Annotated in this window: 16 protein-coding genes; 8 read left to right on the top strand and 8 right to left on the bottom strand. The window is 70.7% G+C overall.

What is annotated here, in order from left to right; genetic code table 11:
* The first annotated feature begins 86 nt into the window (after nucleotides 1–86).
* The gene (lexA, locus tag AB0K60_RS00730) at nucleotides 87–794 is read left to right on the top strand and encodes a transcriptional repressor LexA (RefSeq protein WP_364046944.1); all 708 of its coding nucleotides are present in this window, start codon (nucleotides 87–89) and stop codon (nucleotides 792–794) included.
* Between the two features lie 379 nt (nucleotides 795–1,173).
* Here lexA and leuS read toward each other — a convergent pair whose 3' ends face one another.
* Nucleotides 1,174–3,633 (bottom strand): leucine--tRNA ligase, encoded by a 2,460-nt coding sequence (gene leuS, locus AB0K60_RS00725; RefSeq protein WP_364046941.1) that lies wholly within the window; start codon nucleotides 3,631–3,633, stop codon nucleotides 1,174–1,176.
* Between the two features lie 1,244 nt (nucleotides 3,634–4,877).
* Here leuS and AB0K60_RS00720 point away from each other — a divergent pair.
* Nucleotides 4,878–5,732: a hypothetical protein gene (locus AB0K60_RS00720; protein ID WP_364046938.1), complete on the top strand. Its 855-nt coding sequence runs from the start codon at nucleotides 4,878–4,880 to the stop codon at nucleotides 5,730–5,732.
* Between the two features lie 98 nt (nucleotides 5,733–5,830).
* Here the strand turns inward: AB0K60_RS00720 and AB0K60_RS00715 are convergent, their stop codons facing one another.
* Nucleotides 5,831–7,066 (bottom strand): cytochrome P450, encoded by a 1,236-nt coding sequence (locus tag AB0K60_RS00715; RefSeq protein WP_364046935.1) that lies wholly within the window; start codon nucleotides 7,064–7,066, stop codon nucleotides 5,831–5,833.
* Nucleotides 7,067–7,207: 141 nt separating this feature from the next.
* A complete protein-coding gene (locus tag AB0K60_RS00710) occupies nucleotides 7,208–8,455 on the bottom strand; it encodes a cytochrome P450 (protein ID WP_364046932.1) in 1,248 nt (415 codons plus the stop codon).
* 179 nt (nucleotides 8,456–8,634) lie between these two features.
* Here AB0K60_RS00710 and AB0K60_RS00705 point away from each other — a divergent pair, with 179 nt between their 5' ends.
* Complete coding sequence (locus AB0K60_RS00705; RefSeq protein WP_364046929.1) at nucleotides 8,635–10,191, top strand: long-chain fatty acid--CoA ligase; 1,557 nt, start codon at nucleotides 8,635–8,637, stop codon at nucleotides 10,189–10,191.
* Between the two features lie 82 nt (nucleotides 10,192–10,273).
* Here AB0K60_RS00705 and AB0K60_RS00700 read toward each other — a convergent pair whose 3' ends face one another.
* Both AB0K60_RS00700 and AB0K60_RS00695 read right to left on the bottom strand, forming a co-directional pair.
* A complete protein-coding gene (locus AB0K60_RS00700) occupies nucleotides 10,274–11,536 on the bottom strand; it encodes a cyclopropane-fatty-acyl-phospholipid synthase family protein (protein WP_364046926.1) in 1,263 nt (420 codons plus the stop codon).
* A gap of 12 nt (nucleotides 11,537–11,548) precedes the next feature.
* The gene (locus AB0K60_RS00695) at nucleotides 11,549–12,898 is read right to left on the bottom strand and encodes an FAD-binding oxidoreductase (RefSeq protein WP_364046923.1); all 1,350 of its coding nucleotides are present in this window, start codon (nucleotides 12,896–12,898) and stop codon (nucleotides 11,549–11,551) included.
* Between the two features lie 389 nt (nucleotides 12,899–13,287).
* Between AB0K60_RS00695 and AB0K60_RS00690 the strand changes: the two genes are divergently transcribed.
* Entirely contained in the window at nucleotides 13,288–14,409 is a 1,122-nt protein-coding gene (locus AB0K60_RS00690; protein WP_364046920.1) for a CaiB/BaiF CoA-transferase family protein, read from the top strand.
* A gap of 73 nt (nucleotides 14,410–14,482) precedes the next feature.
* Here AB0K60_RS00690 and AB0K60_RS00685 read toward each other — a convergent pair whose 3' ends face one another.
* Complete coding sequence (locus AB0K60_RS00685; RefSeq protein WP_364046917.1) at nucleotides 14,483–14,953, bottom strand: effector binding domain-containing protein; 471 nt, start codon at nucleotides 14,951–14,953, stop codon at nucleotides 14,483–14,485.
* A 497-nt stretch (nucleotides 14,954–15,450) separates the two neighbouring features.
* Between AB0K60_RS00685 and AB0K60_RS00680 the strand changes: the two genes are divergently transcribed.
* From AB0K60_RS00680 to AB0K60_RS00670, 3 genes are all read left to right on the top strand, one after another.
* Nucleotides 15,451–16,899, top strand: a complete 1,449-nt coding sequence (locus AB0K60_RS00680; RefSeq protein WP_364048119.1) for a GuaB1 family IMP dehydrogenase-related protein — start codon at nucleotides 15,451–15,453, stop codon at nucleotides 16,897–16,899.
* Between the two features lie 356 nt (nucleotides 16,900–17,255).
* A complete protein-coding gene (locus AB0K60_RS00675; RefSeq protein ID WP_364046914.1) occupies nucleotides 17,256–17,630 on the top strand; it encodes an FKBP-type peptidyl-prolyl cis-trans isomerase in 375 nt (124 codons plus the stop codon).
* Nucleotides 17,631–17,790: 160 nt separating this feature from the next.
* Complete coding sequence (locus tag AB0K60_RS00670) at nucleotides 17,791–19,317, top strand: ATP-dependent DNA ligase (RefSeq protein ID WP_364046911.1); 1,527 nt, start codon at nucleotides 17,791–17,793, stop codon at nucleotides 19,315–19,317.
* A gap of 45 nt (nucleotides 19,318–19,362) precedes the next feature.
* On the opposite strand, the gene AB0K60_RS00665 is transcribed toward AB0K60_RS00670, so the two are convergent.
* On the bottom strand, nucleotides 19,363–19,965 hold the full coding sequence (locus AB0K60_RS00665; protein WP_364046908.1) for a DUF1707 and DUF4870 domain-containing protein: 603 nt from the start codon (nucleotides 19,963–19,965) through the stop codon (nucleotides 19,363–19,365).
* Nucleotides 19,966–20,144: 179 nt separating this feature from the next.
* Between AB0K60_RS00665 and AB0K60_RS00660 the strand changes: the two genes are divergently transcribed.
* Nucleotides 20,145–20,483, top strand: coding sequence for a hypothetical protein (locus AB0K60_RS00660; RefSeq protein ID WP_364046905.1), 339 nt, complete (start codon nucleotides 20,145–20,147; stop codon nucleotides 20,481–20,483).
* 430 nt (nucleotides 20,484–20,913) lie between these two features.
* Here AB0K60_RS00660 and AB0K60_RS00655 read toward each other — a convergent pair whose 3' ends face one another.
* A complete protein-coding gene (locus AB0K60_RS00655; RefSeq protein ID WP_364046902.1) occupies nucleotides 20,914–22,062 on the bottom strand; it encodes a DUF4192 domain-containing protein in 1,149 nt (382 codons plus the stop codon).
* Nucleotides 22,063–22,356 lie beyond the last annotated feature (294 nt).

The following is a 22,356-nucleotide window of genomic DNA, read 5'->3' as shown; positions in this document are numbered from 1 at the left end:
TACGGTCGCTGTGTGCGACACAAAGAATACGGATCGGAAGGTCGGCACGTGACCGGGTTCGACGGGTCACGCCGCGAGGAGGATTCATGACCGAAAACAACGAGGCGGGCACACCCGTCGACTTGGCGGTACGCCGACGCGACTCCCTGGGGCTCACCCCCCGGCAGCGCAAGATTCTCGAGGTGATCCGCGACTCGGTGCAGCGGCGCGGCTATCCGCCCTCGATGCGCGAGATCGGCGAGGCCGTCCAGCTCACCAGCACCTCGAGCGTGTCGCACCAGCTCACCGCGCTGCAGCGCAAGGGCTACCTGCGCCGCGACCCGCACCGCCCGCGCGCGCTGGAGGTGCGGCTGCCCGGTGAGCCGGTGCTGTGGGTGGACCCCGACGCGGGCACGGAGGAGCCCGGCATCAACCGCCCCACGGCCGCCTACGTGCCGCTGGTGGGCCGCATCGCCGCCGGTGGGCCGATCCTCGCCGAGGAGCGGGTCGAGGACGTCTTCGCGCTGCCCAAGCAGCTCGTCGGCGAGGGCACGCTGTTCCTCCTCCAAGTGGCCGGAGACTCGATGATCGAGGCCGCGATCGCCGACGGCGACTGGGTGGTGGTGCGCCAGCAGCCCGTCGCCGACAACGGCGACATCGTCGCGGCCATGATCGACGGCGAGGCGACGGTCAAGACCTTCAAGCGCAAGGACGGCCACGTCTGGCTCGTCCCGCAGAACTCCTCCTACGATCCGATCCCCGGCGACGAGGCCACGGTTCTGGGTCGCGTGGTGGCCGTCCTCCGCCGCCTCTGACCTCTTCGCGCGCTCCTCGGGCCACCCCAGGCCGCCTCCGGGCGGCCTGGGAGCCGCGGCATCTGCCGATCATCCCGCCATCGGCGCATGGACGTGCTTCGAGGGGCCTGCGGACGCCGCGCACGGGGGCGGCGGCGCACGGCCGGGCGTCGTGTCGGCCACGTGAGGTGGGCACCGGCCTGCCTGCCGCCGGATGAGCGGCGACCGCCCCCGACGAGCCGAGAGTGACGGGTGCGGGGTAAGCGATCAGATCGCCGGGCCGCGAAGCGCCGGGAGAGCTTGACGCTCCGGCACCGGCCCAGCAGCGCTCGGCGGGTCCAGCAGCGCCCGGCGGGGCCGACAGAGACCCCGCCGGGGGACGTTCACCCGACGGACGCCGTCAGGGGACGATGTTGACCAGCTTCGGCGCGCGGACGATCACCTTGCGGGGGGCGCCGGACAGGTAGCCCTGGACCTTCTCCGAGGCGAGCGCCAGGGCCTCCAGGTCGGCGTCGGAGATGTCCGGGGAGACCTCCAGGCGGTCCCTGACCTTGCCGGCGACCTGGACGACGCAGGTGACCGACTCGACGACCAGCAGGGCGGGGTCGGCCTCGGGCCAGGGGGCGCGGGCGATCGTCGGGCCGTGGCCCAGCCGCTCCCAGCCCTCCTCGGCCGCGTACGGCGCGACCAGGGAGAGCATGATGGCCAGCGTCTCGGCGGCCTCGCGGACGGCGGGGTCGGCCGCGCCGGGGCCGGAGTCGATCGCCTTGCGGATGGCCGAGGTCAGCTCCATCATGCGGGCCACGGCGACGTTGAACCGCTGCGCCTCGATCAGCCGGGTGACCTCGTCGATCGTGCGGTGGGTGACCCGGCGCAGTTCCTCGTGGCCGCCCGCGAAGGAGATGCCGGGGGCGGTGGCGGCCCCGGCCTCGACCATCACGCGGAAGGCGCGGGACAGGAACTTCTGCGACGCGCCCGGCGAGACGTCGGCCCAGTCGATGTCGTCCTCCGGCGGCCCGGCGAAGACCATGGTCAGCCGGATCGCGTCGACGCCGAACTCCTCGATCTGCTGGCCCAGATCGACGCCGTTGCCCAGCGACTTCGACATGGCCTTGCCGCCGTTGATCACCTGGCCCTGGTTGAGCAGCCGGGTGAACGGCTCGGTGAAGTCGACCATGCCCATGTCGTACAGGACCTTGGTGAAGAACCGCGCGTACAGCAGGTGCAGCACGGCGTGCTCCACGCCGCCCACGTACTGGTCGATCGGGCCCCACCTGCGCACCGGCTCCTGGTCGAACGGCGCGTCCTCCAGCTGGGGCGAGCAGTACCGCAGGAAGTACCAGGAGGAGTCGACGAAGGTGTCCATCGTGTCGGTGTCCCGCTTGGCGGGGCCGCCGCACTTGGGGCAGTCGACGTTGACCCACTCGGTGGCCGAGGCCAGCGGGGAGACGCCCTTGGGCGCCAGGGCCTCGCCGCGCAGGTCGGGCAGGGTGACCGGCAGCTGGTCGTCCGGTACGGGGACCTCGCCGCAGTCGGGGCAGTGGATGATCGGGATCGGCGTGCCCCAGAACCGCTGGCGGGACAGCAGCCAGTCGCGCAGCCGGTAGTTGACCGCGGCGGTGCCGGTGCCGTCGGCCTCCAGGATCTCGATGATCTTCGCGATCGCCTCGGCCTTGCTCAGCCCGTCCAGCGGCCCGGAGTTGACCAGCGTGCCCTCGCCCGGCGTGGCGACGCCGGTCTCGCCCGGGTCGGCCAGGCCGGTGTGCACCACGACCTTCACCGGCAGGCCGAACTTCAGCGCGAAGTCCAGGTCGCGCTGGTCGTGCGCGGGCACCGCCATGATCGCGCCGTGGCCGTAGTCGGCCAGCACGTAGTCGGCGGCCCACACCGGCAGGCGCTCGCCGTTCACCGGGTTGATCGCGTACGTGCCCAGGAAGACGCCGGTCTTCTCCTTCTCGGTGGACAGCCGCTCGATGTCGGACAGCTTGGCCACCTCGGCCCGGTACGCCTCCAGGGCCTCCCGGCGGTCGGGCGCGACGATCTCCTCGGCCAGCGGCGCGTCGGCGGCGACCACGAAGAACGTGGCGCCGAACAGCGTGTCCGGCCGCGTGGTGTAGACGGTGACGGGCTCGTCGCGGCCCTCGATGCGGAACTTGACGTCCGCGCCGGTGGACCGGCCGATCCAGTTGCGCTGCATGGTCAGCACGCGCTCGGGCCAGCCGCCCTCCAACTGGGCCATGTCGTCGAGCAGCCGCTGCGCGTAGTCAGTGATCTTGAAGTACCACTGGGTCAGCTCACGGCGGATCACCTCGGCGCCGCAGCGCTCGCAGTGGCCGCCCACCACCTGCTCGTTGGCGAGCACCGTCTGGTCCTGCGGACACCAGTTGACCAGCCCGCCCTTGCGGTAGGCCAGGCCGCGCTCGAAGAACCGGTTGAACAGCCACTGGTTCCACCGGTAGTACTCGGGGTCGCTGGTGTGCAGGCGGCGCGACCAGTCGAAGGAGATCGCGTAGCGGCGGAACGACGCCGCCTGCGTCTCGATGTTGGCGTAGGTCCACTCGGCGGGGTGCGCGTTGCGGCGGATCGCGGCGTTCTCGGCCGGCAGGCCGAAGGAGTCCCACCCGATCGGGTGCAGCACGTTGTAGCCCTTGTGGAACCAGTAGCGGGCCACCACGTCGGCGATGGCGAACACCTCTCCGTGACCCATGTGGAGGTCGCCGGAGGGGTAGGGGAACATGTCGAGCAGGTACTTGCGAGGGCGGTCGTCGTCCGGGTCCTCGCCGGCGCGGAACGGGTCCAGTTCCTCCCAGCGTCGCTGCCACTTCTCCTGCAGCGCCTTCGGCTCGTACTGCTCGCTCATGGGTGATTGTCCCTTTGGTTATGTCTGCGCCGGTGAACGACCGATCCGACCCACAAAGAAGCCCCCCGCTCACACGAGGGGCAGCCGCATCGACCGGTCACGTGCTCAACGTGGTCGATGCGGCCTGCTAAGGGTCGCGGAACGCATACTGAAAGACTAGCGCAGGTTGCAAGGGGTATTCATCGTCTTTGCGTCGTCCCGGCGACCGCCTCGCGCGGATCCGATCGGCGATACCCGATGGTGATAGATCCGTTGTGACCTCTTCTGTCCCATTGGTTTAGGGTCGCCGCGTGGCCAACTCAGTCCCGACGGGACCGGAAGACGTTTCAGCGGAGTGGAGCCTGCCGATGCAGGATCCTCCGACGGACCCCTCTGGGCACCAGTTCAGGGACGCGTTCTCCGGTTTCGCTGCGGAACCCCCTGGCGCGCATGAGATCATGCCGACCACCCCCAAACCGGGCATGACCGCGGGAGGTACGCCAGCCATGGCCCCGGAGCACAGCAGCCAGCCCCCGATGCCGGCATGGCCGCAAGCGCCCCAAGGGCGCGAACCGGTCCCTCCACCCTTCGGCATGCCCGGCGGCGGACACCCGGAGCCGCACCGCCGGCCGGGCCCGTACGGCCCCTCCGGCGCCGAACCCGGCGCCCACGGCCCCGCGCACGGTGCCGCCGGTTCGCCCGGCCCGGATCCGTTCGGACGCGAGGCGCAGGGCCGTCCGCCCGGCCCGCCGGACTCCCGCTCCTATGAGCAGACCGCACGGCTCGGCGGTCAGTCGAACCCCTTCCCCGCCCCGGTGCCGGGCGAGACCGCGACAAGGTACGGCGACGCCCCCGCCGACGGCGCCCGTATGACGCATCCCCCGGGCCACGCGGCCCCTCCCGGTGCCCCGGGATCCGGCGGCCCGAACCACGCCGGTCCGAATCATGGCGGTCCAAACCACGGCGGCCCGAACCACGGCGGACACCCCCAGAACGGCCCGAACCCCCCGGCCCCGAACCAGGGAGGCCAGTACCAGGGAGGTCCTTCCGCGGGCGGCGCTCAGCCCGGCCCGCACCCCCCGGGCGGCCCCGGACACCCTCACGGACACCAACCGCATCCGCAAAACGGCCCTCAGCCCCCACAGGGCCATCCGCAGCCGGGCGGCCCCCAGCCGGGCCACCCGGGCCAGACACAGCCCGGAGGCCCGCAACCGGGGGCACAGCCCGGAGGTCCGCAGGGGGGCGACGACCCCTACCGGCCGTTCGTGACCGCCGGCCAGATCAGCGGCCCGAAGACCCCGCCGCCCGAGCGTCAGCAGGAGCTGTGGAACACCGTCTTCGGCGAGAACTACCAGGCCATCGGCGAGGAGGAGGAGCTGAACACGGGCGGCCGCCCGATCTGGCTGTTCGCCCTGGTCGGCTCGGTGGTCATCGCGATGGCGGGCGTGGTGGCGTGGGCGTTCCTCGCCGGCCCGCTCGCGTCCGCGGCCGATGACGGCGACGCGACGGCCCAGGCCAAGCCGACCGCGAGCCAAGGGGGCACGACCACCAAGCCCACGTCGACCCGCAGGCGGCTGCCCAAGTACACCGGCCAGGCATCCCCGGTGAACGGCACGATCACCGACCAGGCGGCGGCCCTCGTCGTGCCCAGGCTGGGCGGCGCCTGGCGGCAGGACACGCGCACCGACAAGATCCGCACGGCCTACGGCTACACGACCCGCCAGTACGTCGCGGCGGGCACCGACCCCACCGGCAAGCCGCAGTTCGCCCAGGTGATGACCGGTCCGCTGGCTCAGTCGCTCAGCTCCAAGTACACCTCGCCGGACAAGCTCGCCACGGTGGTGAGCGCGGTCGCGTACCAGGCCCGGATCAAGTTCTTCCCGTCGGGCAACACGATCGTGAAGACCGTTCAGCAGAAGATGACGGTCAACGGCAATAAGGCGGAACTCATGGCCTACCAGGTGACCGCGGGCGACGCCAAGACCACGATGGTGGTGGCGGCGATCGACACCGGCGCCAGGCTGCCATCGATCGTGTACATGTCGGTGCCCGACTCCAAGCGCGAGCTGCGCCCGGACATCAACACCGTCTTCAGCCAGGTCCGCGTCAACGGCGCGTGACCTCCGGACGCCCCGGCGCCGGCCTTCCTCCGGGGCGTCCGCCGTACGAACGCTCATGGGCATGAGCGCCCATGAGCGCCACGGCCGGCCGGGTGACCTCAGAATTCGCAGGTCAGGTGCTTGATGCCGTTGATGAAGCTGGAGCGCAGCCGGGACGGCTCGCCGACCGAGCGGATCCGCGGCAGGCGGGTGAACAGCTCACGGAACATGACGGTGATCTCCCGCCGGGCCAGGTGCGCCCCCAGGCAGAAGTGCGGCCCCGGCCCGCCGAATCCCACGTGCGGGTTGGGGTCGCGGAGGATGTCGAATCGGTACGGGTCGGTGAAGACGTCCTCGTCCCGGTTGGCCGCCCAGTAGTAGAGCAGAACCTTGTCGCCCTCCTTGTACGGGGTGCCGTTCAGCTCGTAGTCGCGGGTGAGGGTGCGGCGCATCCACGCGACCGGCGACGCGACGCGCACGATCTCCTCGACGGCGCCGCCGATGCGCCCGTCGAAGTCGGCGAGCAGCAGCTCGCGCTGCTCGGGGTTCTCGGTGAACAGGTGCAGGCCGTGGGCGATGGCGTTGCGGGTGGTCTCGTTCCCTGCCACCACGAGCAGGATGAAAAACGAGCCGAGTTCCTGCATCGTCAGCTTCTCGCCGTCGATGTTCGCGCTGGTCAGCGCCTTGATCAGTCCTTCTCCCGGCTCCTGCGCGAGAGAGGTGACCAGATCCTGCAGCCGCTGCGCGTGGGTGAGCAGCAGCGTGGCGAGCTCGTTGAGGTCCTCGACGAACTCGGGGTCGCCGCCGGACAGGATGACGTTGGTGGACTCGAACACCATCTGGTGGTGCTCGGGGCCGATGCCCATCATGTCGCAGATGATCCTCAGGGGCAGCTTGGCGGCCACCTCGGTCACGAAGTCGCGGCCGGGGCCGAGCTCGATCAGCTCGTCCACCACCCGGGAGGCGACGGCCCGCACGTCGTCCTCGAACTTCTGGATCATTTTCGGGGTGAAGGACCGGGAGACGATCCGGCGCAGCCGCGCGTGCCGGGGATCGTCCATGTTGATCATCGAGCCGAAGTACTCGTTGAACTCCGTGGGCAGATCGGCGATGGTGGTGGCGCCCTTGCCGGAGCTGAACACCTCCGGTCTGCGGCTGGCCGCCACGATGTCGGCGTGCCGCACCATCGCGTAGTACCCCCGGCCGTCGCTCGGCAGGCCGCCGAACGCGGTCTCCGGGAAGTGGACCGGGCCGGGCTGCGCCCGCAGCAGGGCGAAGGCCTCCTCCCGTTCGGTCATCGGGCGCGACCAGAAGTCCAGATCCGACAGGTTGATGTCCGCGAGCCGCAGGGTCACGGGAAGCCTCCCAAGCAGAACGGCGTTCGGTTCATCTTGACCACATCAGGAGGCCGCGCGCAACGTCCTCCGCACGCCCCCTACGTTCGATCCTGTCGCAAGCGCCGGATTCCCGCGGCGAATCCGGCGCGAGAACCGTGTTCAGGTGGCGTACGGCAGGTGTTTCACGCCGTTGATGAAGTTCGACAGCAGGCGGTCGGGCTCCCCCGCCGCCCGCAGCCGAGGCCACCGGTCGAACAACTCGCGGAACATCACCGTGATCTCCCGCCGGGCCAGGTGCGCCCCGAGGCAGTAGTGCGGACCGGGCCCGCCGAACCCCACGTGCGGGTTGGGGTTACGCGTGATGTCGAAGACGTCCGGGTCGGTGAAGACCGACTCGTCCCGGTTGGCGGAGCCGTAGTACAGCAGCACCTTGTCGCCCTTGCGATAGGTGTGCCCGTTCATCTCGTGGTCCCGGGTGAGCGTGCGGCGGAACTGGACCACCGGGCTGGCGTAGCGCACGACCTCCTCCACCGCGCCCGGCATGTACCGGTCGAAGTCGCTCAGCAGCAGCTCGCGCTGCTCGGGATGGTCGGTGAACAGCGTCAGCGCGTGCGCGATCGCGTTGCGCGTGGTCTCGCTGCCCGCCACCACCAGCAGGATGAAGAACGACCCCAGCTCCTGCGGCGTCAGCCGCTCCTCGCCGTTCACCAGCAGGCTCGTCAGGTCCCCGGTGGGGTCGCGGCGCCGCTCCCGGCCGAGCCGCTTGGCCATGCGGCTGAGCGCGTGCCCGGCGCCGAGGAGCTTGGCCAGGCCGCGGGCGATGTTCACCCGCCCGAACCGTGGCTCCAGGCCGGTGTACTCCGGGTCCATGTTGCCCAGGATCAGGTTCGTACGGCGAAGCACCTCGTCCTGCCACGCCTGCGGAATCCCCATCATGTCGCAGGTGACCCGCACCGGCAGCTTGGCGGCGATCTGCGTGACGAAGTCGCCCTCCTCCTCGGCCTCGGCCACGATCCGGTGCGCGGCCCGCTGCAGATCCTCCTCCATCTTGGTGAGGATGCGCGGCGTGAACGCCCGCGACACGATGCGCCGCAGCCGGGCGTGCCGGGGATCGTCCATGTTGATCATCGAGCCGAAGTAGACGGCCATCCAGCGCGGCAGGTCGGGCACGCTGTTGGCGGCGGGCTCGCTGCTGAACACCCCCGCGTTGCGGCCGGCCTCGGTGACGTCGGCGTACCGCACCAGGGCGTGGTAGCCGCGTCCCTGCGGCAGGAAGGGGATCTTGACCTCCGGCATGAACACCGGCCGGTCGAGCGCCCGGAGCCGCGCGAAGGCCGCCAGCCGCTCCTCCATCGGACGCCGCCAGAACGCGACGTCGGACAGGTTGATCTCGGGTACCACCGTCATCGCCGCACCTCCCGGACCGCCTCGGCCCGTAAGACGCCCGCGGACTCGCGGATCACCACCGCCAATCTACCAACCCATCCATCTTCAATAAATTCGTTACATGAAGTTACGTACCAGTAGGTATGCCTCGAATGCGAGGATGGTCCCTGCCGTACGCGAGGCGGACTAAGGAGAGTTCGATGCTGAACCTGTCGATCGTGCTGGAGGACAGCGCCCGGGTCACCCCCGACCGGACCGCGATCGTCTTCGGCGAGATGCGCCTGCCCTACTCCTTGATCAACACCGTGGCCAACCAGGTGGCCAACCTGCTGGCCGCACGCGGCATCGGCAGGGGCGACAAGGTCGCGATCGCCTGCCCGAACCTGCCGTACTTCCCGTTCGTCTACTACGGCATCCTCAAGGCCGGGGCGACCGTCGTCCCGCTGAACGTCCTGCTCCAGCCCAGGGAGATCGCCTACCACCTCGACGACTCCGACGCCAAGGCGTTCTTCTGCTTCGAGGGCACCCCGGAGCTGCCCCTCGGGCAGCGCGGCAAGGCGGGCTTCGACGAGTACGCCGCGGGCCGGGACGACGTGAAGCCGCGCAACTTCATCGTGCTGCCCGCGACCCCGCTCGCCACGACGTCCTCGATCGAGGGCGCCGAGGTCTTCTGGGGGGCGCTGGACGGCATGTCCGGCGAGTTCTCGACGGCGCCGACCGCGCCCGAGGACACCGCCGTCATCCTCTACACCAGCGGCACCACCGGCCGCCCCAAGGGCGCCGAGCTCTCCCACATGAACATGCTCATGAACGCCATGGTGTCGGACGCGATGTTCGAGAGCGCCGGCGACGACGTCTACCTGGCCACGCTGCCGCTGTTCCACTCCTTCGGCCAGACCGTGGTCATGAACACCGGCTTCCTGCGCCGCGCCACCGTGGTGCTGCTGCCGCGCTTCGAGGCCAAGCCCGCGCTCGAGCTGATGCGCAACGAGAAGGTGACCTTCTTCGCCGGCGTGCCGACCATGTACTGGAGCCTGGTGACGACGGTCAAGGCCGAGGGCGAGCAGATCCCCGACGGCCTGCAGACATGCGTCTCGGGCGGCGCGTCGCTGCCGGTGGAGGTGCTCAAGGACTTCGAGCAGACCTTCGGCGTCCCGGTCCTGGAGGGGTACGGCCTGTCGGAGACCTCGCCGGTGGCGAGCTTCAACCAGCCCGGCCGCCCGGCCAAGGCCGGCACGATCGGCACCCCGGTCTGGGGCGTGGAGATGAAGCTCGTCGACCAGAACTGGAACACCATCGAGGGCGAGGGCCCCGGCGAGATCGCCATCCGCGGCCACAACGTGATGAAGGGCTACTACAAGCGGCCCGAGGCGACCGCCGAGGTGATCCGCGACGGCTGGTTCCGCACCGGCGACATCGCCACCCGCGACGCCGACGGCTACTACGCCATCATCGACCGCGCCAAGGACATGATCATCCGTGGTGGCTTCAACGTCTACCCGCGGGAGGTCGAGGAGGTCCTCATGAGCCACGAGGCGGTCTCGCTCGCCGCCGTCGTGGGGGTGCCGCACGAGCAGCACGGCGAGGAGGTCAAGGCGTACGTCATCCGCACCCCGGACGCCACGATCACCGAGGACGAGCTGATCGCCTGGGCCAAGGAGAACATGGCGGCCTACAAGTACCCGCGCATCGTGGAGTTCCGCGACTCGCTGCCGATGACCGCCACCGGCAAGATCCTCAAGCGCGAGCTGCGCTAGGCCCCGCAGACGGCCGTACGGCCCGCCCCGGTGCCGCCGGGCGGGCCGTACTCTTTGCGGGCCTTGCGGGCCTTAAGGACGATCAGGGCCAGTCGACGGAGGGCCGCAGCGGCATCCGCGCGTTGCCGTCCTCCTCCAGCCGTACGGCCAGCACCTGGTGGAGCTGCACCTTGTTGCGCTCGAAGCCGACCACGCACCCGGCCATATAGAGGCGCCAGATCCGGGCGATCGCCCGGCCGACCTCCTGCACCGCCTCGTCCCAGTGCTCGTCGAGGTTCGCGCACCAGAACCGCAGCGTCTTGGCGTAGTGCTCGCGCAGGTTCTCCTCGTGCCGGATCTCGAAGCCGTTGTCCTCCATCTGGCGGATGAGGTAGCCCACCGACTCCAGCTCGCCGTCCGGGAAGATGTAGCGGTTGATGAAACCGCCCTGGTTGATCGTCTTCTCCTTGCCGGTGGGCCGGGTGATGCAGTGGTTGAGCAGCCGCCCGCCCGGCTTGAGCTTGTCGTGCAGGGACCGGAAGTAGGACGGCAGGTTGTCCTTGCCGATGTGCTCGGTGAGGCCGATCGAGCTGATCGCGTCGAAGCCGGACTCGGCCACGTCGCGGTAGTCCATGTGCCGCACCTCGGCGAGGTCGCCCAAGCCGCGTTCCTCGATGGCCCGCTGCGCCCACTCGGCCTGCTGCTTCGACAGCGTCACGCCCAGGGCCTTGACGCCGTACTCCTTGGCCGCGTGCATGACCATGCCGCCCCAGCCGCAGCCCACGTCGAGCAGCCGCATGCCGGGCTTGAGGCCGAGCTTCTTGGCGACCAGGTCGTGCTTGGTGAACTGCGCCTCCTCCAGGGAGGAGTCCTCCTTGGGGAAGGTCGCGCAGGTGTAGGCCATGGACGGGCCGAGCACCCACTCGTAGAACCTGTTGGAGACGTCGTAGTGGTGGCTGATCGCCTCGGCGTCGCGCCGCTTGGCGTGCCTGCTGCCCAGGCGGGCCATGGCGCTGCGGCGTACCTCCTGCGGCGGCAGCGGCACGCGCATCAGCAGCGGTTTGAGCCCGAGGGAGCGCATCGCGTCGATCTTCGCATTCAGCGGCAGATCGTTGAGGGTGAGCGACCACATGCGCGACAGCAGCGTGTACATGTCGCCGTGCACGTCCAGATGGCCGCTCACGTAGGCACGGGCCAGGCCCAGCTCGCCGGGAGATTGGGCGAGGTACGCCACCGCGATCGGCGACCTCACCTCGATCCTGAGGTCGGCGTCGCTCGGCCCGGCCTTGCTGCCGTCGTACGCCGAGAACGCGACGCCCACGTCGTCCCCGATGATCTTCTCGAAGATCTGCGCGAGTGTCGTCATCAGATCAACCTCCTAACGCCCCCGGACACACTTGTCGTAGAGGTCGAGCAGCCTGCCGCCCGGGTCGTAGGCTCGCTTGACCGGCCAGTAGGCGTCCCCGTTGTAGAGGCGCCAGAACTCGTCGCGGGGGTAGAACGACGTGGAGTAGAGCGACTTGTGGCCTTCGAGCTCATGCACGGCGTTCTCGATGAGGCGGTTGTGGTAGCCGTCGTACTGCCCCCGCGGCAACGGCACCATGCCCCAGAACCCGAAGTTGACGTAGAGCCGGTTCGGCTCCAGCGGGTACAGGGGCCAGCGGCTCGCGGCCTTCAGCGGGCACATCCACACCGGGGTCATGCCCACCTTCTCGTGGAAGAAGGCGAGGAAGTCCGCGCCGCGCTCGACCGGGATCTCCACGTCCTGGATCACCGACTCCTGGACCGGGCGGTCCAGCCAGCGGTCCACCCGGGCGGTGATGCCGAAGCGCTGGTCGAGGCCGACGAGCCTGCGGTAGACGTCCGAGCGCATCCACTTGCGCGGCATCACCGAGCGCACCAGCGGCTGCTGCACGCCGAACGCGCGCGAGCACCAGAACCAGTCGGTGTCCCACCGCCACAGGTAGTCGCGGACGGTCAGCCAGTCCCGGCTGCGGGTGCGCATCGACTGGTAGTAGATGCGCATGCCGGTGTAGTCGGAGGTGTACGGCGCGCGGTCGGCGAAGCGGCCCACGGTGATGTAGAGCTCGTCCGGGGCGAAGAAGGTGCCGTCGACGAAGTCGACGCTCTCGCCGTCCAGGTCGCCGGACTCGCAGATCTCCTGCATGGCCAGCATGCACTTGTGGGCGTCGGTGAAGCGCAGGTGGGTGAGCCGTACGTAGGGCTTGACCGGGGCGAGTTTGATGCGCAGCCGCAGCGCGTAGCCGAGCGTGCCGTAGGAGTTGGGGAAAGCGTGGAACAGGTCGGCGTGCTCCCCCTCGGGCCGTGCCGTGATCACGCGGCCGTCGCCGGTGAGGATCTCCATCTCCTCGACCGACTCGTGCGGCAGGCCGTCCTTGAAGCTCGTGGACTCGATGCCGAGGCCGGTGACGGCGCCGCCCAGGGTGATCGTCTTGAGCTGGGGCACGACGTACGGCATGAGCCCGTGCGGCAGCGTGGCGTCCACCAGGTCCTCGTACGTGGTCATGCCCTGGACCTCGGCCGTCCTGGTCTCCGGGTCCACCGAGATGACCTGGTCCAGGTCCCGCGCCGACAGTTTCGCCTGCTTGGCGGGCGCGCGGAAGCGGAACAGATTGGTCGTGGCCTTCGCGAGCCTGGGCGCGGCGTTTTCCGGCAGCGTTGCGTAGGACTCCCTGATCTGCTCGACGGCTCGTCGATGCGCCTCCATCCGGGGCTCGGAGGGGCGGGTTGTCCCTGTGGTACCGGTCCCGCGTCCGGGCATGCCATCACCCCCACGAAATGTAAACGGAGATCCCCTCCAAGTGACGGTATCTCCTCAAATGACCCCGAACCAGACTAGACACGTTAAACGTGCGGAAACTCAGCGGGTCCCCGAAAACCGGTGAAGGGCAATCCGAAATCCTACGAGACGGCACGGCGGCGATCTCCCGCAACACGCCGAAGCTCAGGTCAACGTCTGGCCTGCATCGCGCCCGCCACGCCCGCCGCGCCGGCCGCCCCGGCAGGCCCGCTCCGCCCGGGCCGCGCTTGCGCCAGCCCCCCGAATATTGTTCTACTGGGCTCTGGACCGAATCACCGTACGAAAGGCGCCGAATCATGGGGAAGGGGCCGCTGGCCGGAGTGCGCGTGCTGGAGCTGGCCGGGCTCGCGCCGGGACCGTTCGCCGGGATGATGCTGGCCGACCACGGCGCCGAGGTGCTGCGCGTGGACCGGGTGTCGGCGGTGACCCGCGCCGGCGATCAGCCGTCCGCGACCGTGCTGGACCGGGGCAAGCGCACGATCGGGCTCGACCTGAAGTCGCCGCGCGGCGTGGAGACGTTCAAGCGGCTCGCCGCCGAGGCCGACGTGGTCATCGAGGTCTTCCGGCCGGGGGTCGCCGAACGGCTCGGCATCGGGCCGGAGGATCTGCGGGCGATCAACCCGCGGCTGATCTACGGGCGGATGACCGGGTGGGGCCAGGAGGGGCCGCTCGCGCCGACCGCCGGGCACGACATCGACTACATCGCGATCTCGGGCGTGCTGTCGATGCTGGGCCGGGCCGGGGAGAAGCCCACCCCGCCGATCAACATCCTCGGCGACTTCGCCGGAGGCGGGCTCATGCTCGCCTACGGCGTCCTGCTGGCGCTGTTCGAGCGCGAGCGCACCGGGCGCGGCCAGGTCATCGACGCGGCCATGGTGGACGGCGCGGCGCTGCTGTTCTCGATGTTCCCCGCGATGATCGCCAACGGCCTCTGGGGGGAACGGGGCACGAACCTGCTCGACACCGGGTCGCCGATGTACGACACCTACGAGACCGCCGACGGCGACTTCATGGCCGTGGGCTCCCTGGAGCCCCAATTCTGGGCCGAACTCGTCGCCAAGATGGGCCTGGAGGACCTGCCGGACCGGGACGACCGGGCCAACTGGCCCGCGATCCGCGCCCGGCTGGCGGACGCGTTCAAGTCGAAGACCCGGGCCGAGTGGGAAAAGGTCTTCGAGGGGTCGGACGCCTGCGTCTCCCCCGTCCTGTCGATGAGCGAGGCCCCGGAGCACCCCCACAACCGCGCCCGCGGCACCTTCGTGGAGGTCGCCGGGCTCACCCAGGCGGCCCCCGCGCCGCGCCTGCTCGACAGCGGCCACGCCGACCTCGCCCCCGCGACCCGCCTGCACGATCTGTCCTCGTGGGGCATCGACGAGCAGGCCGCCAAGGACCTGCGCGCCGAGGGCGTCCTCGCCTGACCCACGCGGCCCCCGATCCCCTCCGGATCGGGGGCCGGGCCGTAGGGACCGGCCGTACGGCCCGGTGGCGGGCTCAGGAGGGCGGAGGCGTGAGGACGGCGATGTAGAGGTCGGCGCCGGAGGGGTGGTGGACCTCGACGTCGGTGGTGAAGGCGCGGGCGGGGACGGCGCCGGACTCGGTGTGCTTCCAGACCTCCTGCCAGCATTCGACGAGCGCCTGCGGCATGGGGCCGCGCGCCTCCAGCTTCATCACCGGGACGCCGGGGACCCGCACCGCGACCATGCCCTCGGGCAGGCGCGCCGCGGACCGCACGGCGATGCCCACGATCTGCGTGTAGGCGCCGTGGTGGTCGCTCTCGTAGTCGGTGAGCACCGCGTACAGGTTCTCATCGACCCTGCCGGGGACGTGCGCGAACGCGCCGGGCGCGCCCGCCCGCTGCCAGAGGGCGGGAAGCTGCGCGCGAGACGGGTCCGCCTCGGCGGCGGGGGACGTCCGGGCGGCGTAGCCCACGACGAGGATCTCGGGGCGGTCGACGATGTTCACCGGACCTCCTCCGTCCCCGCGCCGCGACATCCCGTCATCGGTCCTCCCGTACAGGTCGCCGGTCCTCCTGTACAGGTCGTCGGCCCGCTCTCGCGGGCAGGGAGAACAAGATGCCGCGTTCCACGCTTCCCCTGCCGCATACGCTCCCGACACCTCCTTCGCCCATCATCCGAAGCCGATCCGCGCGGAGCCGACGGCCGGACGACCCGGCCTCGCCGTCTCCGCGAATCGGCTGCAACCCGTACACGAAAGGACGCCCTCGCCCCGCGCGTCACCCGAGCCTCCCCGTCAGCGCACCGTGACCAGCGTGTTCGCACACCTGACCAGCGCCGCCAATGTATCCGTCCCGGCCGACAAGAAGCGCCCGGCATTGCCTCTCGGCATCGCCGCGGCGGGCCATACGGACAATTGTGACGTCTCCCAGACCCCTGGACCGCTGCGCGGTGACGAATCGGGGAAGACTTCTAGAGAAGAAGTACCACATAGGCTGGATGAACGTGCGTTTCCTCAACGACCAGACGCCCTCCTTCGACCTCACCTACAGCGACGTGTTCATGGTTCCGTCACGATCCGCGATCGATTCCCGGCTCTCGGTGGATCTGTCCACCCGTGACGGCACCGGAACCACCCTGCCGATCATCGTCGCCAACATGACGGCGGTGGCCGGCCGCCGCATGGCCGAGACCGTGGCCCGGCGCGGCGGGATCGCGATCATCCCCCAGGACATCCCCCTCGACGTCGTGTCCGACGTGATCGACTGGGTCAAGCGCCGCGATCTGGTGCATGACACCGCGATCACCCTCACCCCCCACGACACCGTGGGCGAGGCGCTCAACCTGCTGCCCAAGCGCGCCCACGGCGCGGTGATCGTGGTCGACTGGGACAACCGGCCGGTGGGCGTGGTCACCGAGGCCGACTGCCACGGCATCGACATGTACACCCAGCTCTCGGAGGTGATGTCGGCCTCGCTGCTCACCCTGCCCGCGGGCGTGGAGCCGCGCCGCGCGTTCGACATCCTGTCCGAGGGACGGCACCGGCTCGCGCCGGTGGTGGACGCCGACGGGCGGCTGGTGGGCGTCCTCACCCGGACCCAGGCGCTGCGGTCCACCCTCTACCAGCCCGCCGTGGACGAGCGCGGCCGGCTGCGCGTCGGCGCGGCGGTGGGCGTCAACGGCAACGTCGCCGCCAAGGCCAAGGGGCTGCTCGACGCCGGGGTCGACGTGCTGGTCGTGGACACCGCCCACGGCCACCAGCAGAAGATGATCGACGCCCTGCGGGCCGTACGGGGGCTGGATCCGTCCGTCCCGGTCGCCGCCGGGAACGTGGTCACCGCCGAGGGGGTGCGGGACCTGGTGGACGCCGGGGCCGACATCGTCAAGGTGGGCGTGGGGCCGGGCGCGATGTGCACCACGCGCATGATGACGGGGGTGGGCCGACCGCAGTTCTCGGCGGTGCTGGAGTGCGCGACGCAGGCGCGGCGGCTCGGCCGGCACGTGTGGGCCGACGGCGGGGTGCGGCATCCCCGCGACGTCGCCCTGGCGCTGGCGGCGGGCGCGTCCAACGTGATGATCGGCTCGTGGTTCGCCGGGACGTACGAGTCGCCGGGCGACGTGCGCGTGGACGCCGACGGCAGGCGCTACAAGGAGAGCTTCGGCATGGCGTCCGCCCGGGCCGTACGGCTACGCACGGCGGACGACTCCCCGTTCGAGCGCGCCCGCAAGGCGCTCTTCGAGGAGGGGGTGTCCACCTCGCGCATGTACCTCGACCCGCAGCGCCCCTCGGTGGAGGACCAACTGGACGCGATCGTGGCGGGGCTGCGCTCGTCGTTCACCTACGCCGGGGCGAGCAACCTGGAGGAGTTCCACGAACGCGCCGTCGTGGGCGTGCAGAGCACCAACGGCTACGCCGAGGGCATGCCCCTCCACCAGAGCTGGCGCCAGCCGTAGCCGTCCACTCCGGGCCACCCACACCGGGCCACCCACACCGGGCCGTCCGCACCGGGCCGTCCGCACCGGGCCGTCTGCATTGGGCCGCAGGCGGCCACGACGCTCCGCGCACCCACACCTCGCGTGCCGGCGTCCGGCTCGTAGCCCCGCCCTGCTCTCGGATTCGTCGGTTCCAATCCCGCTCCTACAGGGCCCGGCCGGTGACGACCTATCCGATTCCGCCGGTAATGTCTCCGATGACGTCGCGGGGGCGAACCGGAGGCGAGACGCGGAGCGGACGCGGCCGTGACGCCGTAGAGTCATCCGGTCGGCCCGAACGCGGCCGGCCCGTACGCGAGTTAGACAGGAGTACCCACGTGGCACTGGAGAAGCCGGAGATCGATTTCCCCGGGGGGCAGCCGCCCGCGGACCTGGAGATCGTGGACATCGTCGAAGGGGACGGGCCGGAGGCCAAGCCGGGGCACACGGTCAGTGTCCACTATGTGGGCGTGGCGTTCTCCACCGGCGAGGAGTTCGACGCGTCGTGGAACCGCGGTCAGCCCTTCCAGTTCGGGCTCGGCGGCGGGCAGGTCATCGCGGGCTGGGACCAGGGGGTGGCCGGCATGCGGGTCGGCGGGCGGCGCAAGCTCACCATCCCGCCGCACCTGGGCTACGGCAACCGTGGCGCGGGGAACGTGATCAAGCCGGGTGAGACCCTCATCTTCGTCGTGGACCTCCTCGGCGTGAACTGAGACGGCGTGAACTGACCCGAACTGACGTGAACTGAAGCGGTGTGAACTGAGACGGCGTGAACCGAGGCGCCGTGAACTGAGACGGGACGTGATGGCCGGGTGACGCGGGTCGACCGGCCATCGTCTCCCAAATGTCGGCCTCCTAGGGCAGGATTGCCTTGTGCTGCTGATCGACCTGGCGCGGACATCCACGGCGGTCGCCGCCGACTCCGCCAGGCTGGCCAAGATCCGACATCTGGCGGAGTTGCTCGGCCGGGTGGGGCCGGACGAGGCGGAGATCGCGATCGCGTACCTGTCGGGGGTGCTGCCGCAGCGGCAGGTGGGGCTCGGGTGGAGCGGCTTGCGTGATCTGCCGTCGCCCCGTCAGGTCGCCACCGCCACGCTGTCCCGGGTGAACGGGCTGCTCGACGAGATCAAGGCCTGTTCCGGGCCGGGGTCGCAGGCGGCCCGCAGGGCGCTGACCGCCGAGTTGTTCGGGGCGCTGACGGAGCAGGAGCAGTCGTTCCTGGTGCGGCTGCTCCAAGGCGAGCTGCGGCAGGGGGCGCTCGACGGGGTCATGATCGAGGCGATCGCCATGGCCGCGGAGGTCCCGGCCGCGGAGGTACGGCGTGCGCTCACGCTGCGCGGCTCGCTGCCCGCGGTGGGGGCCGCCGCGCTGAGCGGCGGGGTGGCGGCGTTGCGCGCGTTCCGGCTGGAGGTGGGCCGGCCCGTCGCGCCGATGCTCGCGCAGAGCGCGCCGAACGTGGCGGCGGCCCTGGAGAAGATCGGCGGGCCCGCCGCGTTGGAGTGGAAGCTCGACGGGGTGCGGATCCAGGCCCATCGCTCCGGCGACCAGGTGATGGTCTTCACCCGGACCCTCGACGACATCACCGCGCAGGTGCCTGAACTGGTCGAGGCCGTGCTGGCGCTGCCCTCGACCGACCTGGTGCTCGACGGCGAGGTGATCGCACTGCGGTCCGACGGACGGCCGCACCCCTTCCAGGTCACCTCGGGCCGGGTGGCCGGCAAGCTCGACGTGGCGAAGCTGCGGGCCTCGACGCCGCTGAGCGTCTTCTTCTTCGACGCGCTGCGCGTCGACGGGCGGGACCTGCTGGAGTCCAGCGCCGCCGAACGGCACGCGGAGCTGGCCCGCGTGGTGCCCGACAAACTGCTCATTCCCCGGCTGGTCACCGCGGACCCGGCCGAGGGGGAGGCGTTCTTCGCCGAGGTGGTCCGCCAAGGGCACGAGGGCCTGGTGGTCAAGTCGCCGCGCGCGACGTACGCGGCGGGCCGTCGCGGCGCGGCGTGGATCAAGGTGAAGCCCCGGCACACGCTGGATCTGGTGGTGCTCGCCGCCGAGTGGGGGCACGGCCGCCGCAAGGGCACGTTGTCGAACCTGCACCTGGGCGCCCGTGATCCCGAGACGGGCGGCTTCGTCATGCTGGGCAAGACCTTCAAGGGGCTGACCGACAAGCTCCTGGCCTGGCAGACCGAGCAGTTCCTGCGCATCGCCGACGGCCCGACCGACGGCTGGGTGGTCACCCTCCGCCCCGAGCTGGTCGTGGAGATCGCCTTCGACAGCGTCCAGCGCTCCCCCCGCTACCCGGGCGGCATGGCCCTGCGCTTCGCGCGCGTTCTCCGCTACCGCCCCGACAAACGCCCCGAGGACGCCGACACCGTCGAAACCGTGCGCTCCCTGATGTTCTGAGGCGGTCCAGGCCCGGACCGCCGGAACGCCCCCCTGATTACGTGATCACTTGAACGGACGCAGGGTCAGCGGGTAGCGGAAGCCGCCGTCGCCGAGGGCGGAGAGGCCGCCGACGATGGAGAGGACCACCGCGGCCACCCAGATCACGGGGATCAGCGCCACGCCGATGATCGTGAGGGGCAGCACGATCGAGGCGCCGACCAGGGTGATGTGGAAGTTGAGGGCCTCGACCGCGTGGCGCCGCACGTACGGGGAGGTCCTGCCCATGGTCAGCAGCATCAGCAGAGGCCCGATGATGACCAGGCCGAACAGCGGCAGCAGGTGGGCCGCCGCCGCGCCGAGGCGTTCGCTCCCGTCGGGCGCTCCGACGTACGGCGGGGCGTAGGACGAGGCGGACCGCGGGGCGGGGGCCGGACCCGGCGCGTACGCGGCCGGATGGAGGTCCCACGTGATCGGCGCCAGCTCGCCGTAGGTGCGGGCGTTCATCGCGCGGTCGAGCCGCTCGTCCATCTCGTCCTTGTCGAGCCGGCCCTCGGCGAAGGCCGCCTTGAGCTGCTCGATGACCTGGTCCCGGTCCTGGTTGCTGACGCGAAGCCGCGGGTGGGGCGCCGGAGGTCCGCCGACTCCCCGCGACGGTGTCGCTTGCATCTGGTTACTCACCTTCCCCGGCCGCCGTTTCGCGGGCAGGTTTATCAAGGTCTTCGCTCGTGACATTTCCATCCTGCGCCACCCGCCCGGGGTGGTCCATCGGGAACAACCCCGAGGTCCCCCTTATACGTCCCGGATGTTGCCGCCCAAGACGACCCCAAGAACGGTATACAAGGGGTATGAGATGGCGGGATCGCTACGGAATCAGGCGTTGGCGTGGGCCGAAGATCGCCAGATTCGACCGGGAGGCCACGGACGCCGATATCGAGGCGCTCATCGCCTTCGCGAAGTCGCGCCGGGGCGTGGAGTTCTACGTCGAACCGGAGACGTTCGCCACCGACACGACCGCGGTCGCGGTCGCGGACGACGGCGAGTGGACCCGGCGTCGGGTGGGCTCCCCCGCGGTCATTCACAAGGTGGCCCGCGACCTCGCCCTCCCGGTCTACGACGTGCAGCTGACGGGCTACCCCCCTCGCATGCGCGCCTACAACGAACGCCGCAAGTCCGAGGGACTCTGACGACACGTCCGCCGACGGCGGCCCCATCCTTTCTCCGGCCCAGGGCCACGCTCGGCCCTCCGGCCCAGGGCCACGCTCGGCCCTCCGGCCCAGGGCCACGCTCGGCCCTCCGGCCCAGGGCCACGCTCGGCCCTCCGGCCCAGGGCCACGTTCGGGCTTCGGCCTGCGCCTGCTCCCGGCCGTACACGCCCTGTCGCCTCACTTCGGCCTGATCTCCCCTGGTTAGGCCCCACCCGGTACGACCACGCCCAAACACCGGCCATACCCCCGACCCGGTCATGCCTTCGACCTGGACATGCCCCCGACCTGGACATGCCCCCGACCTGGTCACGCCCACTCCAACGCGCTTCGGGCTTGCCGTGCCGACACCTTCACCGGGCTCTGATCGGTCCGGCGATCCTGTTGGCGACGCCAGGGTGGGTCCTTCGAGTCATCCTGCCCTGGGGTCGCGTGAGGGGGGTGCCATAAGGCTGTCCACCGCTTTCGGTCCGGGACTTCGGTCGGCGTCGTCGTCGAGGAGGGCGACCAGCGGGGTCAGCCACGCCGCCGTTGGTCTGCCCATCTGCTCGTCCAAGTCCTGCGGACTCGGCATGCCCGAGCGGAGGATGTTGGGCGAGATCAAATGGCGCAGGCCCTCCTGGAGCAGGCGGGCCAGCGAATAGGCGGGGTCGGCGGCGAGGGCGCGTTCGACCGCGATGCCCGCGAGGGCGCAGTCTCCGTTACGCCAGGCGGCGACGCCCAGAAGGGACGCGGCCGGAGGGGTGAAGCGCGGCTCCAGCCGCCGGGTGAGATCCCGCCACAGGTCCAGATGCACGCCGATCGTGGCGTCGTCGAGCAGGGTCCACGCCTCGTCCCTGATCCGGATCACGGCGAGGTCCAGGCCCAGGCGGGCGGCCTCGTCGTCGCACAGCCGGTCGCCGCGACCATAGGCCCGCAGGGCGGCGCGCACCCGCCCGAGCCCGGCCGTGACATACGCCGCCGCGAACGCGTCCGGGCACGCCGCAGCGGCCAGGTCGCGGCCGACCTCCGCCACCGCCCGCGCCGTGGCCTGGCGCATCGCCTGACGCATCGGCCCGTCGAGCGGCGCCACGGACCGTTCCAGGCTGGTTCGATCCGGCAGGGCCACCATGCCGTGCATGGTCGCCTGGGCGGCGATGGGGCTGGCGACCGCGTCGTACGGCACGCCTTCGGCCGGGCAGCAGCGGACGTTGCGGCACAGATATGACCAGTAGCGCCCGCCTTCAGCGCGGAGCGCCTCGGCGACCTCGATGCCCGCCTCGCGCAGCAGCCTGGCGGCCTCGTCCACGGCCGGCGTCACCAGCGCGCCCGCCCCGAACCCCACCAGCATCACCTGGGCGACGCCCTCGCGGCCGAGCAGCAGCGGCAGCCGCCGCAGCGACCCGGCCGCGACGGGCAGATCCCACCGGGTGGTCAGCCGCAGCCGCCCGTCCGGCGGCCACCCGGTGAATCCGGCCACCACCAGGCTGTCAACCGGGTGGAAGCCCAGGAGGTAGGGCACCGCGCACAGCAGATCGGCGGGTGTGGCCAGCAGCATCCTCGGTGTCTCGTCGATGTTCATGGCACCTCAGCCTGCCCGCGAAACCCGACCGCCGTGCCGCCTCGCTCACCTTCTGTGGATAACCCGTCCCTGTGGGTAACTCGGCACCACTCTCGGTTCGAACTGGCGTACCGGCGTAGGAGGCCGCCCGAAGGCGGATCGGCGGACCCGGCGGGCCGCCTTCCCCACCCCAGGAGATCCAGGCGGGGCGTGGCCGCCCCCGCACAAGGCAAGCGGCCGGAGCCGGCTCAGCCCCGCTCGCGGCTCGGTGGGAACGGCCCAGACGCCGGATGGCCATCGCCGGAAGGTCGAACG

Origin of the sequence: Thermopolyspora sp. NPDC052614 (assembly GCF_040678635.1) — a bacterium.
In the GTDB taxonomy this organism is placed as follows: Bacteria; Actinomycetota; Actinomycetes; order Streptosporangiales; family Streptosporangiaceae; genus Thermopolyspora.
Note: the sequence above shows the minus strand (reverse complement) of the source record. Positions and strands in the feature narration are given on the sequence as shown.